Origin of the sequence: Chloracidobacterium sp. (assembly GCA_016715795.1) — a bacterium.
Classification (GTDB): Bacteria; Acidobacteriota; Blastocatellia; order Pyrinomonadales; family Pyrinomonadaceae; genus OLB17.
Genome location: JADJXP010000002.1, coordinates 824047 through 836492, shown reverse-complemented (window position 1 = coordinate 836492; position 12446 = coordinate 824047). Strand labels below are relative to the sequence as shown.

Below are 12446 nucleotides of genomic sequence, written 5' to 3'. Positions count from 1 at the left end.
TTTGTTGCATGGAAAACGAAGATTTCGTCCGCCGTCTTGATAAGGCGTTCGAGCATCAGTCGATGGCGGATGTGGCACGGCGGCTGCGCATTCCGCATGCGACGGTGAGGAATTATTATAACGGACGGCTGCCGGCATCTGACGTGCTGATCAAGATCGCCCGCGAGAGCGGAGTGTCGATCGACTGGCTGCTGCTCGGCAAAGGTGAGATGTATATCGGCGACACGCGGGGCGTGGATATCGGTCGGTTTATCGAGAACAAGATCACCGAGCTGATCGACGAAAAGCTTGCGGGCACGGGCCGCGAGGCCATTCGCGACCTCGGCACGATCGATGAATTTGACGTCGAAGCCGCCGTCCAAAGACTCAATGATCCGCAGGCGGTGATGCAGGAATGGTTCCGTCACGAGGGCCGCGAATACCCCGAGGATTACGGCATCGCGTTCTTCCGCGGCTGGGAATCGTTCAACTCGCGGCAGAAAGCAGAGGCCGTCCGCGACGCCAAACGCGTCCTCGACCGCTCTTATCCTAAGAGATGAAATTCATCATCGAAAAACTCTGCACCTTACGCATCGGATGGAACGAACGTGTCCTCGCCGAGTCCGATTTCCATCGCTTGTGCCGGCGTTTTCGCATCCGCGTCGACGAAATGCCGCTCAGGCCCGGCGGATTTTACTATCGACTGCGGGGCCGTGATTTCATAGCGATCGACAGCCGGCTGACGGGCGTGAGAAAACTCGCCGTGCAATTCCACGAACTCGGCCATTTTCTGCTGCATACGCCCGAAAGCGGCACCAGCGCAAACTTTCACCGCGTCGGCACACGCACCCGCAAAGAGCTCGAAGCCGACGCCTTTGCACTCTGCGCGATAATCCCGCTCTCGCTTTTCGAATCGCGCACACCCGCCGAACTCATCGACGACGGCTTCCCCGCCGACCTCGTCGCCGACCGCATAGCGATATTCGATCGCTACGGAATATGACTCACCGGGTCGGAGAGGCGGGCACCTTGCCCGCGCGTGACGTTCGTTATCTTGAACGCGGATCGAGCGGATGAATGCGGATAAGAATATAGAACTTCACATCCGGCTTTTTCCGCCTGATCCGCCTTATTTGCGTTCACGTGCGTTAAATACGCGCGGGCATGGTGCCCGCGTGCCGACACCACGCCATTCTCAATTCTCGATCCTCAATTTTCCTCGCCGTCGCGCGAATCGCAACCCCCTCCAACCTCTTCGGCGTCCTGAGCCGACTGGTCGTGCTCAGGACGCCGAAGAGGTTGGAGGAAGAAACCACGCCGCCGCCCCTCGCCCGGCTCAGATCCTAGTTCGAAAGGTCAAACGTATCGGCCTTTATGCGGTTGTAATTCTCGTTCAACTCAGATTCCATCAGTACCAGTGCGGCGATGCGGCGGGCCATGTTTGTTACCTCGGTCACCTCATCGATGGACAGCGGACGGCCTAGCAGGTCGAATTCGCGATAGCTGAGCCATTTCTTCATGACCTGATAGCCGCCAATGTAGTAGTTCCAGACCCTATCGGGCACGTTGCGAAAGTGCGCGACGTCGTTGAGATAGATATGGAGTGTCATATCGCCAAGGGCCTCCATTCCGTCTGAGCCGAGTGAGAGCATTTCGTCTTCGGTGTACGAGTTCAGCCATACCTGGCCCTTACCGGGCATCGTTACACCGTCTTTGCCCGTGTGCCCCCAGCCTGCGGTAACGCGAAGATCGTCGTCCTGCAATTGACCACCTCCAAGCCGCGACGCCACACCGATGGTTCTAAGTTCCGGCCTTATCTTGCCGGCAGTCACGCCCTCGACCTCCATTTCCGTATCAAGTAAAGCCGCTACGCGCCGCCCGAGTTCGGCCGATGCAATCAAGCTGTCGCGGTTTGCCGGCAATGGAACACGTGGGAAATCCTGTCGAATGCCGTCTGCGTTCTCGGTTAGGTATCCAGGGGAGTAGCCAATTGCTAGAGCGTGATACCAAATAAGCGCAGATGTCTGCTCATCGTCGTCGATCCTCTCAAATCCCAATTTGACCAAATAACCCCGAGCCGTCTCCGACAGATTCGCCCGCGTTACGGCTTCGCCTGTGCCGAAGAAACTACCCTGATTCTCGTCTCTTGCAGGTGCATCGCCTGATCTTAATCGGAACGGGACGTAATATGCGTGTCCGCGAAGCGAGTCGTTGTCGCCCAGCAGACCCGTAAAATAGAACGGCTTTCCTTCGGGGTTAGCGACACCGCCCGGCCGAGTTACCAGAAACAAGTTGCCCTTTCCAAAATGCTGCCACAATGTCGGGCGGGGTCGATTCCAAAGTGGATTGATCTCGGAAAAATAACACCAACGAGTCTCAAAAGGGCGGATCGAATAACGGAGAACTCTGTCAGGTTGAAAACTGGCTTTCGAGATCAGTTTCTTTCGCGTTTTTCTTGCATCATAACCGGCCATATCAGTAGTCAGTCCGCTTTCTAATCGCTGTAGTTCGTCCCACGAAACGCTTTTGTCGAAATACATCCTCATTCGCCTTTCGAGTTCATCCCTGTCGATATCGATCAATGCACCGCCCCGCTTTTCCATCAGGCCGTTTGAATTGACCTCACAAAGTTCGTTTATCAGCGGCCATGACTGATAGTCATCAGAAACATCGCCGGGACGCATCGAAAAGCGGTTGACCGCCCCCGGCGAAGCGGTTTCGTCGGCGAGTTTGCTTTCACTCTTCACGGCTCCGCCGCCCGATGTGCGGCGAAGCTCCGCTTCGCCGGCACCATCCCCAATTTCTTCGAGGCTGTGCCTCCGCTCCTGCCCCGGCGGCGTAGCCGCAAGATCAGATACAGCATCCGGAAAAGCAGAGCTTTTCCGCACATCGGGCGGCGGAGCCGAAGAAAGACTTTCGAGCAATTCTTCTCTTTTCCTCGTCCCCCAAAACTCGCGATAACCGACCTCGGCCATGCCTCCGTCAACATGGTCCGGCCGACGGACAAAAAGGCCGATCGAGGTTCCGACACGGATTCCGGTCTTTGTCTGCTCTGTCGAAAAAATGCTCGGGTCTGGTTTGCCGAGCGGCGTTGTTTTTCCCGTCTCCCGACTATCGCCGTTGAGATTGTCGATCCACACGCGGTCAAATTCCGATAGGAATTTTTTGCGCATTACGACAAATGACGGATCGCTCAAATAAGAGAAATTAGAGATATAACAGACAATTCCCTGACCTGTCTGTTCCGCGATCTTTCGTTCCGCGAGCCGGAAAAAACGTATGTAAAGGTCGTCAAGGTTAAATTTCTTGATTCCCCATTCCTTGATCAACCCTTTCTTATATGGTTCCACAAGGCCCATTTCCTCTTCGGGACTCACGCCCGCAAACCCGTCATACGGCGGATTACCAAGGATCACGAGAATGCGCGATTCGCGCTTTATCTGATCGGCAAAGTCACGTTCCTGCTCAAATTCCGGATAAGGAAGGTGTTTTTTGGGATGTTCGTCCCAGCCGGTGAGCGAGTTTGTTAGATAAACGCCGGCTCGTTCTTTTCTGTCGTCGCTAAAACCGACGCCGAGCTGTTCAAGCAGCAGACCTATCTGCAGATGAGAAACAACGAACGGAGCGGGCAATATCTCAAAGCCAAAAACGCGCGACATCACGGCCTTTTTCAGCTTCTGCCCCCGTATCGAATCCTCACCTTTTTCTTCCAAAGTTTGATTGATTCGTCGAAGCACTTCGACAAGATACGCTCCGGTGCCGCACGCAGGATCGAGGACATAGACGCTCTCATCAGCCAGGCCGTCGGGCAGGTTTAACTCAGTGCGAAGAACGCGGTCGACACGCTCGACCATATAGCGAACGATCTCCTCGGGCGTGTACCAGACACCGTATTTCTTGCGCAAGACTGGATCAAAGGCTTGCAGGAACGGCTCGTAGAAATATTGAACAGCGTGTTCCTCTGCAAACTTTGCAAAAAACTCTTCGCGAGAAACGCGATTGAGCACGTTTTCGGTCCAATCAAGCACCTCGACGATATCAAGCTGCTTAAGATTTGACGGAGTCGCGATCTGTTCAAAAAGCACCGAGATCATCGGAACCTTTAGCTCCCAAACGGCCTCTTTCCAATTGAATTTCTGCCGGCGGTCGCGATTTCGTTTGTGCCATAGCACCCACGCCGAAAATATGCCGTAAAAAAGCGTCTGGACGAGCGTCGAGCGAAAGAAATGCTCGCCTTTCTCCCCGTCAAACTTAATTCCGAGCGATTCTTCCAACGCCTTACGGATCGTGTCGAGAGCATGAAGATCAGCCTGCTCAACCCGGCCGCGTGCGTCTCGCGCATACGAAGCGAGGAACCACGCAACGTCCTCGGGCTTTGCCAACGCTGCCCGATAGAGCATCACTCTCTTGAGGAAATCAACAAACCGCTCGTTTTCAGTATCCGTGATCGCCCGATGGCCGTCAGCCTTTTCCCAGAACGCCGTTTCATCCTCCGCAAGACTAAAGCGTTCGAGCTTCTGCGGCTGACGGCTTTCATCGAGGCTTATCAATAGAAAGTCACGATAGTTGGTAACAAGCACCTGCCTATACTTGGCGAGGTATTTCCCAACTTGAATGCTATCTGCCGTGAAATCGACCTCTTCCGACGTACTCTTTACTTCGACCGCTCCACGCTCAGGCAGTTGGCCCTCGATCAGGTCATTAGAACTACGCTGAAACTGGTTCGGTGTGAAAAGACCGCCGTCGGGAATACCTGCACCTTTGTTGGACGGATTGATGACGCACTTGACCTTGGGTTTCAGCGATTTGCCAGCCTCGTTGAAAAGATTCTCTATAGCCCCGTAACCTGAAGTCTCGGGCACACCTCCCGCACGGCGGATTCGGCTCAAATGTGAGAGATATTCCCTTAAGGCATTCATAGGTTGGAGTTGAGGTTTCGCTAATGCGACGCGGGCATTATACACCAAAGCCTCGTTACTTTGGGGCGGCGGGGTTTGGGGTGTTGGGGTGGCGGCGGGCCGGGACGCGATATTTCAGTTCGAGGATGAGCACGCCGTGTTCGATGCGGGCGGTGGGGAATGATGCCGTGCCGTCGATCTTTATGCCCTGATCGCGACAGAACGTCCGGCAGGTGAACCCGTAGGTGTGGCCTTTGTGCAGGCTGCGGATCGTGTAGGCATGAGGCAGTTCAGGGTCGGCCGGCCTCATGCCTATCGAGCTGTTGCGTTCGTCCACGAGCAGTTCGACTGCGACGGGACTGCCAAGGTCGAGGAACGCCTTTCGATTTAACAACACGATTCCGTGTTGGTTCAGTGATACGTAAATGCTGTCACGCTTTGCCGTTCGCGGCCCGGTCCCATAAACACGCCATTGTCTGTCCATACGCCGAATGTGGCATATGTTTTCGTGCGTGTCAAGCATGCAACGTGTTTTGGGTTCCAGGCCTGCTTTCTCCCTACTGCCGACTGCCTGCTCCAGAACAGCGAGCACCGCCGGATGAGCAGTGGTGTGCAGGCGCCGCGCAATGGCCGCTCCGGGCGCGTTACAACATCCTCAAATTTGGGGTTTTTGTCGATACGATCCGAGTTTTTGTCGATACAGAATGGGCCTTTAGTGCAAAAAGCCGGGTTCGGATTTGATGATAGCGGGCGATCTGCCGTTTCGGCCACGAGGCGCGGGCGGGACATCGCCGGGTTTCGACGGCAGCCAGCGGCGGTGTTCGTAGAGGGCTCGCTCCATCTTTTCGCGGGTCTGCGGCTTTGAGAGCAGATAGCCCTGGCCGTAGTCGCAGCCGAGATTTTGCAGCAGTTTAAGCTGCGATCTGGTCTCGATGCCCTCGGCGATGACCTTCTTTTTCAGGCTCTTGGCGAGCGAGATGATCGTCTGCAGGATCTCGGAATTTTCGCCGCTCTCGCCGACGCTATAGACGAACGAGCGGTCGATCTTTAGCGTGTCAAAAGGCAGCCTGTGCAGATAGCTGAGGCTCGAATAGCCCGTGCCAAAATCGTCTATCGATAGCTGCACGCCGAGCGAATTCAGGCGATGCAGCATGCCGATCGTGTGTTCGGCATTCTCCATCGCGGCACTCTCGGTTATCTCGAGCTTGAGAGTCTCGGGCCGTATTTTTGCCGTTTCGATGGCCGCTTGCACGTCGTCGAGCAGGTCGTCATTCGACAGGTGTTTGCCCGAGATGTTGACGCTCACGACCAGCTCAGCGTATTCGGGGCCGATCTGCTGCCAAGCCGCGATCTGGCGGCAGGCGGTGTTAAGCATCCATCGTGTCATCGGCACGATCTGGCCGGAATCCTCGGCGATCGGTATGAACTTATTTGGCGGTATCTGGCCAAATTCGCCGTGATGCCAACGCATGAGGGCCTCAAAACCGAGCAGAGAGCCCGTGTGCAGATCGACCAGCGGCTGATAGCTTACACCAAGCTCTTCCCGGTCGAGCGCGAGCCGGAGGTCATTCTCATAACGAACTCGTTCCATGAATCGAGTCCGCAGGTCCATTGTGAATAGCTCCACGCCGGTCCCTCTTTCCTTGGCGTAGTGCATCGCGATGTCGGCATCGCGAAGCACCTCTTCGGGCGTCGAGTATTCGGCATCACACGGAGCAACGCCAATGTTGACCGATATCGAAATGCGATTGCCACTCAGGTTGAACGGCTCTGCGATGCTGTCAAATATCCGCCGCGCCACCTTTTGTGCCTTGCTCGCCGTCGCGAGGTTTTTGAGGATCACGGCGAACTCGTCACCGCCGATGCGGGCGACCATGTCGTCGTCTTTGAGCAGCCTGACGAAACGCTTGCCCGCGATCATCAGCACCTTATCACCCAAAGCGTGGCCGAGGCTGTCGTTTATGTTCTTGAATCGAGAAAGATCCAAAAACAGAACGTGAAACGTCTCTGACGGATCATTCCTGTAAGCCTCGATAAGCCGTCGGAGAATGTCGTTGAAGCGTTTTCGGTTAGGCAAACCTGTCAGCGAATCATGCAGCGCCGCGAATTGCAGGTCCTGCTCGCTCCGCCGCAGAGCGTCGTTGGCCCGCTCTTCCTTTTCGAGAGCTTGCTCAAGCTGGGCCGCGTTAGCCTCGGCTTCGATGCGGCGTTCGCGTTCAGCCTCGGCCTTCGATCGCTCTGCCGCCTCCATGTTCCTTATTGCCCGATTGGCTTCGCTGATCGATTTGCGGTAGCTCAGATATGCGATACCCAACGCAGTAAACGCGATAAGTCCGCTGACGATGTCGCCATAGTTGATCAGCTTGAAAATAAGTCCGGCCAAGGCCGCGCCAACCATCTGCGTCACGGAACTGCTGAAACAGTCCCTGAGCCAGACCGTCCAGAGGCTTGCGCCCTCTCGCAAAGCCTGGAACACCGCGACCAAGATCGATGAAACAGTAAACTGGACAACCGCTAAGCTGCCCAAGGTCGCGATCATCAACTGCATGCTGCCCGGAGCGGCCGTGACGAATGATGCACGCGGCACGTTGACATAAACCAGGTAAGTTATCGCGGTCGATACCGCGTTGATCGAAACATTGGTCGGGATCATCAATCGGCCGAATGGAAAGCCCTTTCGCCTCAGATACAGACAGTTCGCGAGGGTTTCAGCCCCGGCAATAATGATCGCCGCCGGGCCGCCGAAGAGCATAAATGACAGAAAGATGGCCGCGTCAGAAAAACTGAGTGCGAACCGCGACCCTTGCAGGGCGAGGCTCATCCGCGGAGCAACCAGCGTCGAGAACAGCAATACCAACAGGAATTCCAACCCGAGACTTGCCGTGTTAAAGCCAGAGACAGCCCATATCACACTAGCCATGCCAAGGAGGATGGCCAGTAGTTTGGCGAATTGTGCGATCTTGTCTCGCGTCATCGGAAGGAAAGAGGCGTGGATGGTCAATGGAAGGCGCACGATGAGGGACAAATTCCCATCAGAAAGTTTAACATTTTTGTGCATAAGAACAAAGAAAAAAAGTGGGCCGAAACGCGAAATGTATACAAGTTATACACCCAGAAAGTGTATATATCGTATGCAACTCTACAAGTATCTGGAATACATAGGTTTACGTCGACGATGGTGGTTTGTTGTTACATCAGTATACACAATCCCTCTCTTCGGCCCGTAACCGAAACTCTCCTCTCGGGTACGTGTAACATATTGATCTACAATGGCTTAAAGAAATCTAGTCGCGCGGTCGCCGCTTTGGCACGCGGGTTGTAATAAGGAGGGCAGAACGAAGCTGATGAGCTCCGGACTAAAAAATACTTTTTAGGAGATAAAGAAATGAAAAAGGTACTTTCGACGATCGGATTGGCAGTGGTTTTGGCCGGCAGCACATTTGCAAATGGCGGCATCATCGTGGGCGACAAGGGCACGACTTCGACAGGTTGCCCCACATCGCGGGACGGCATCATCGTAGCGGGCCGTGATGGCATCATCGTAGCAGGCAAGGATATTATCGGTATCATCGTTGCCGGACTGACGGGTGTCTCGATAAACACGACCGGCTCGGGCTGCACCTCGACCGAGCGTGACGGCATCATCGTTGGCGACTAGTTCTTGACTTCCAACCGGGAGGAAACTAAACAGCCGCGTCGGGAAACCGGCCGGCTGTTTCCTTTTGTTATCGCTGAACGGCCAACCCGCGAAGATTCTCAACCGCCGACGGCAGCACCTCCATCAAGCGGTCAATGTCCTCAATCGTGTTGAACCGACCCAGGCTGAATCTCACGGCGCTCCGAGCCTCGCCATCCTCGCGGCCCAATGCCCTTATCACGGGCGACGGCTCAAGGGTTCCGGATGAACAGGCCGAGCCGGTCGACACCGCGATACCGTGCATGTCCAGATTGATGAGCAGAGCCTCGCCCTCTATTCCTCGAAAGGAAATATTCGTGATATTCGGCAGTCGGGCGGAGCGGTCGCCGTTAAAGATTGTATTCGGGATCGAGTTCGCGATTCGCCGTTCCAACTCGTCCCGCAGCGCCGCTAATGATCTCGCTGAGTCGTCCAAAACAGCGCCGGCAATCTCGCAGGCCTCGCCAAATCCCGCGATCAGGGCCACCGACTCAGTCCCGCCGCGACGCTCGCGCTCCTGATGCCCGCCGAGATTCTGTGGGGTTATCCGGACGCCGCGCCGCAGATAGAGAGCGCCGCTTCCCTTGGGCCCGTGGATCTTGTGTGCCGAGATCGTCAGCAGGTCGCAGCCGATCTCACCGACATTCAAGGCCGTCTTACCGGCCGCCTGAACTGCGTCAGTGTGAAACCATATCTTCTGTCCGGCATCGCGGCGTTCACGCACAACACGCCCGATCTCGACAACAGCCTGGAGCGTGCCGATCTCGTTGTTCGCCGTCATCACGCTCACCATCAGCGTGTCGGGACGGATAGCGTTCTTGAGATCGTCGACTTTGACGATCCCGTTTTCATAGACGGGCAGATAAGTAATCTCAAATCCGCGCTTTCCCAGTTCCTCGCAAGCACCGCGGACCGCCGGATGCTCGATCGCGGAGGCAATAATGTGGCGGCCGTAGCTCGCATTTGATTCGGCGAAGCCGCGGATAGCGAGGTTATCGGCCTCTGTGCCGCCCGATGTAAAGATGATCTCATTCGGACGCGCGCCGATCAGGTCCGCGACCTGATGCCGGGCCTTGTCCACAGCCGCTCGTGCCTGCTGGCCAAAATAGTGAATGCTCGAAGGGTTTCCAAAATGCTCGGTGAGATACGGCATCATTGCCTCAACGACCGCAGGATCGAGCGGCGTCGTGGCAGCATTATCGAGGTAAACGCGGCGGAACATGAAGATAGTTTACTTTATGATAGCGTCCTAGTCTGGTCCTATTCGTGCATTCGTGGCTAGTTCTTTTTCCACCGATAGCCACGAATGCACGAATAAGACGCGACCTACTGTCCAAATACTGGCGAAAATGGTGCGAGTGCGATAGAGTTAAACTCGGCTTAGTGCATCTGCATCTAAGCCAGTTCGCCACTGTGCGAGGCAATAGTAATGGATTTTGCGACAAAAGAGATCTTTAAGCGATACGCCAGCCTGGTAACGGGCCGGACGATATCACCCGTTTTCCTAAATATCCTTGTGACAAGTGTTTGCGACATGCGCTGCACACACTGTTTCTTCACGGATGAGCTTGATGACCGTCCGCGAAAAAAGCTGCAGATGAAGGCCGATGAGATCGCCCGCATATCCGAAACACTTGGGGGCAATCTCGGCGTCCTCGTACTCGCCGGAGGCGAACCGTTCACACGCAAGGACCTGCCCGAGATCGTCCGCGCTTTCTACGAGAATAATAAGCTCGACAGCGTTTATCTGATGTCAAACGGCCAGATCCACCCGCGCATCTTCCCCGATGTGGCCCGCATCATGGACGAATGCCCGAAGCTGAACGTAAGCGTCGCTCTCGGCATCGACGGAATGAAGGAAGCTCACGAGAAGATCCGCCGCAAGGAAGGCAGTTGGGACAAGGCCATCCACACGGCACGCACGCTTCAGCAGATGAAGCGAGAGCAGTATCCGCAACTCGACATTCAGACGTGCACCTGTGTGATGAACTCGAACCAGGACACGATATTCGACTGGTACGATTTCCTCAAGTACGACCTCAAACCGGACAAGGTCAACATCAATTACATCCGCCCGCCATCGGCCGATCCGAGCGAACTCGACTTTGACCACCAGATGTATGCTCGCCTGTCGGACATGATCCTAGAGGACACCAAGAGTGCCGCGTTAAAAAACAATTACGGCGGCAAGGGCGGTTTCTTCAAGGCCGCAGTCGACATCTACATGCACGGCGTGATCGCAAAGACCAAGGAAGAGGACAAGGCTCAGCTCAAATGTTACGCCGGTTCTGCCGGTGCCGTGATCTATGACAACGGTGCCCTTTCGTCGTGCGAGAACAAGGCCGATGTCCTGAACCTGCGTGACTACGACTGGAATTTCCAGGCCGCTTGGAACACGGACCTGATGAAACAGCGCCGCAAAGAGGCCGGTGCGGGCTGTCACTGCACGCACGAGTCGAACTGCTTCTACCCGTCGCTGCCTTTTAACGTCAAACATCTCGTCAAGATCAAGAAACTCGAGAGCGAGATGAAAAAAGCGGCAAAGGACGCAGGATTTATCACCGGACGCGAAGTTGCTCTGAAGGCGTAGATTTTCGCTTCAAATGCAGCCCAACAACCCCAAAATTCTAATAATCTCCTCCGACACGGGCGGTGGGCACCGTTCGGCTGCGGTTGCTATCACCGAGGGCCTCAAACGGTTCTGGAAGGGCGAGTCGGCGGCTGTTCGCACTATACGTGCCGTCGAGGACTCGCATCACATCACCGAAAAGCTCGTAAATGTTTACAACTGGCTCCTGCGGCACAAGCAGGGCTGGATGAAATACCTCTATTGGGCGGTGAATAAGCTCCGTCCTGAGACACGCGAGTTCTTTCACAAGCGATGCTTTGGTTACGCACGCGACGTGTTCGAGAAATGGTGCCCGCATATCGTTGTCAGCGTCCATCCACTGACGCAGCATTTTGTGGCGAAGGTTTTACATGAACTTAATCTGTCACATCAGGTTCCGCTCGTAACTGTTGTAACCGATCCATGTTATGGATTCTGGAGGGGCTGGGCCTGTGATGATGTTTCTCTCTATCTCGTCGCTAACGACGAAGCCCGCCAGCAGTTGATCGACTACGGTATCGCTGAGGAAAAGATAAAGGTATCGGGCATGCCCGTGCACCCCAAATTCCACGAACTCGACGAGGCAGACGCCCAAAACGCCCGTCGTGCCTACGGCCTCGATCCCGACAAGTTCACCGTATTTGTGAACGCGGGATGGATCGGTGGCGGCAATGTCCCACAGATCTTCCGGGAACTCGTTCGGGGTGAACTAGATGTTCAGGCCATCTTTCTCGCCGGAAAAAATGACGAACTGCGAGCTGAAGCTGAGCGGATCGCAAAGTCTGCCAAATTCCCTGTCAAGGTCATCGGTTATTCCGACGAGATCGAGAAACTGATGCAATCGGCGAACGTCATGGTTTCAAAACTCGGCGGCCTTACTACTTTCGAGGCCCTTGCCTGCCGCCTGCCGATAATCGCCGACGCAACGACTCCGCCGATGCCCCAGGAGGCCGGGACCGTCCGCCTTCTTGAGACAAGAGGTGCCGGTGTTCTGCTCAAGAAGAGTGCCGATATAGTCCCTACGATCCAGGATCTCGTAAGCGACAATACTCGTTATCTTCAAATGAAGGCCGCTACGGCGGGGCTGACCATGCCCAATTCGACCGAGCAGATCGTCCGCGAGATCAACGCCCTCTGGCCCAATATCCAAGCCGGACCCGTGCACGCCGCCGCCTAAACCACAACGGAAAGTTGATAGTGGAAAGTGGAAAGTGGAGAATAGACTTTCGTTTTCAGGTTAGGTTCTGAATTCTTGCTTCTGAATTCCGACTTCTGAATTCCGACT

General features: G+C 55.2%; 9 protein-coding genes. 5 read left to right on the top strand and 4 right to left on the bottom strand.

The genetic code is table 11. The features are described from left to right. Window positions 1-8: 8 nt before the first annotated feature. Together IPM59_08730 and IPM59_08725 are read left to right on the top strand one after the other, a co-directional pair. Complete coding sequence (locus IPM59_08730; GenBank protein MBK9215674.1) at window positions 9-539, top strand: helix-turn-helix domain-containing protein; 531 nt, start codon at window positions 9-11, stop codon at window positions 537-539. Beyond that, complete coding sequence (locus IPM59_08725) at window positions 536-982, top strand: ImmA/IrrE family metallo-endopeptidase (protein MBK9215673.1); 447 nt, start codon at window positions 536-538, stop codon at window positions 980-982. The genes IPM59_08730 and IPM59_08725 overlap by 4 nt, the downstream gene beginning before the upstream one ends. 340 nt (window positions 983-1322) lie before the next feature. Here the strand turns inward: IPM59_08725 and IPM59_08720 are convergent, their stop codons facing one another. The 3 genes from IPM59_08720 to IPM59_08710 all read right to left on the bottom strand — a co-directional run bounded on the left by IPM59_08720 (window position 1323) and on the right by IPM59_08710 (window position 7851). Beyond that, on the bottom strand, window positions 1323-4898 hold the full coding sequence (locus tag IPM59_08720; protein ID MBK9215672.1) for an N-6 DNA methylase: 3576 nt from the start codon (window positions 4896-4898) through the stop codon (window positions 1323-1325). Window positions 4899-4953: 55 nt separating this feature from the next. Next, window positions 4954-5361, bottom strand: coding sequence for a hypothetical protein (locus IPM59_08715; protein ID MBK9215671.1), 408 nt, complete (start codon window positions 5359-5361; stop codon window positions 4954-4956). Window positions 5362-5589: 228 nt separating this feature from the next. Next, entirely contained in the window at window positions 5590-7851 is a 2262-nt protein-coding gene (locus IPM59_08710; GenBank protein ID MBK9215670.1) for an EAL domain-containing protein, read from the bottom strand. 411 nt (window positions 7852-8262) lie between these two features. Between IPM59_08710 and IPM59_08705 the strand changes: the two genes are divergently transcribed. Further along, window positions 8263-8535, top strand: coding sequence for a hypothetical protein (locus IPM59_08705; GenBank protein ID MBK9215669.1), 273 nt, complete (start codon window positions 8263-8265; stop codon window positions 8533-8535). A 67-nt stretch (window positions 8536-8602) separates the two neighbouring features. Here the strand turns inward: IPM59_08705 and IPM59_08700 are convergent, their stop codons facing one another. Continuing rightward, a complete protein-coding gene (locus IPM59_08700) occupies window positions 8603-9775 on the bottom strand; it encodes a cysteine desulfurase (GenBank protein ID MBK9215668.1) in 1173 nt (390 codons plus the stop codon). 207 nt (window positions 9776-9982) lie between these two features. On the opposite strand from IPM59_08700, the gene IPM59_08695 reads away from it, so the two are divergent. Together IPM59_08695 and IPM59_08690 are read left to right on the top strand one after the other, a co-directional pair. Then, window positions 9983-11143: a radical SAM protein gene (locus tag IPM59_08695; protein ID MBK9215667.1), complete on the top strand. Its 1161-nt coding sequence runs from the start codon at window positions 9983-9985 to the stop codon at window positions 11141-11143. Between the two features lie 13 nt (window positions 11144-11156). After that, complete coding sequence (locus IPM59_08690; GenBank protein ID MBK9215666.1) at window positions 11157-12338, top strand: glycosyltransferase; 1182 nt, start codon at window positions 11157-11159, stop codon at window positions 12336-12338. Window positions 12339-12446: the final 108 nt, after the last annotated feature.

Excerpts from the sequence above, each read along its gene's own strand:
- IPM59_08700 (MBK9215668.1), bottom strand. The coding sequence starts at position 9,775 with ATGTTCCGCCGCGTTTACCTCGATAATGCTGCCACGACGCCGCTCGAT.
- IPM59_08690 (MBK9215666.1), top strand. The coding sequence starts at position 11,157 with ATGCAGCCCAACAACCCCAAAATTCTAATAATCTCCTCCGACACGGGC.
- IPM59_08705 (MBK9215669.1), top strand. The coding sequence starts at position 8,263 with ATGAAAAAGGTACTTTCGACGATCGGATTGGCAGTGGTTTTGGCCGGC.
- IPM59_08730 (MBK9215674.1), top strand. The coding sequence starts at position 9 with ATGGAAAACGAAGATTTCGTCCGCCGTCTTGATAAGGCGTTCGAGCAT.
- IPM59_08715 (MBK9215671.1), bottom strand. The coding sequence starts at position 5,361 with ATGGACAGACAATGGCGTGTTTATGGGACCGGGCCGCGAACGGCAAAG.
- IPM59_08710 (MBK9215670.1), bottom strand. The coding sequence starts at position 7,851 with ATGACGCGAGACAAGATCGCACAATTCGCCAAACTACTGGCCATCCTC.
- IPM59_08720 (MBK9215672.1), bottom strand. The coding sequence starts at position 4,898 with ATGAATGCCTTAAGGGAATATCTCTCACATTTGAGCCGAATCCGCCGT.
- IPM59_08725 (MBK9215673.1), top strand. The coding sequence starts at position 536 with ATGAAATTCATCATCGAAAAACTCTGCACCTTACGCATCGGATGGAAC.
- IPM59_08695 (MBK9215667.1), top strand. The coding sequence starts at position 9,983 with ATGGATTTTGCGACAAAAGAGATCTTTAAGCGATACGCCAGCCTGGTA.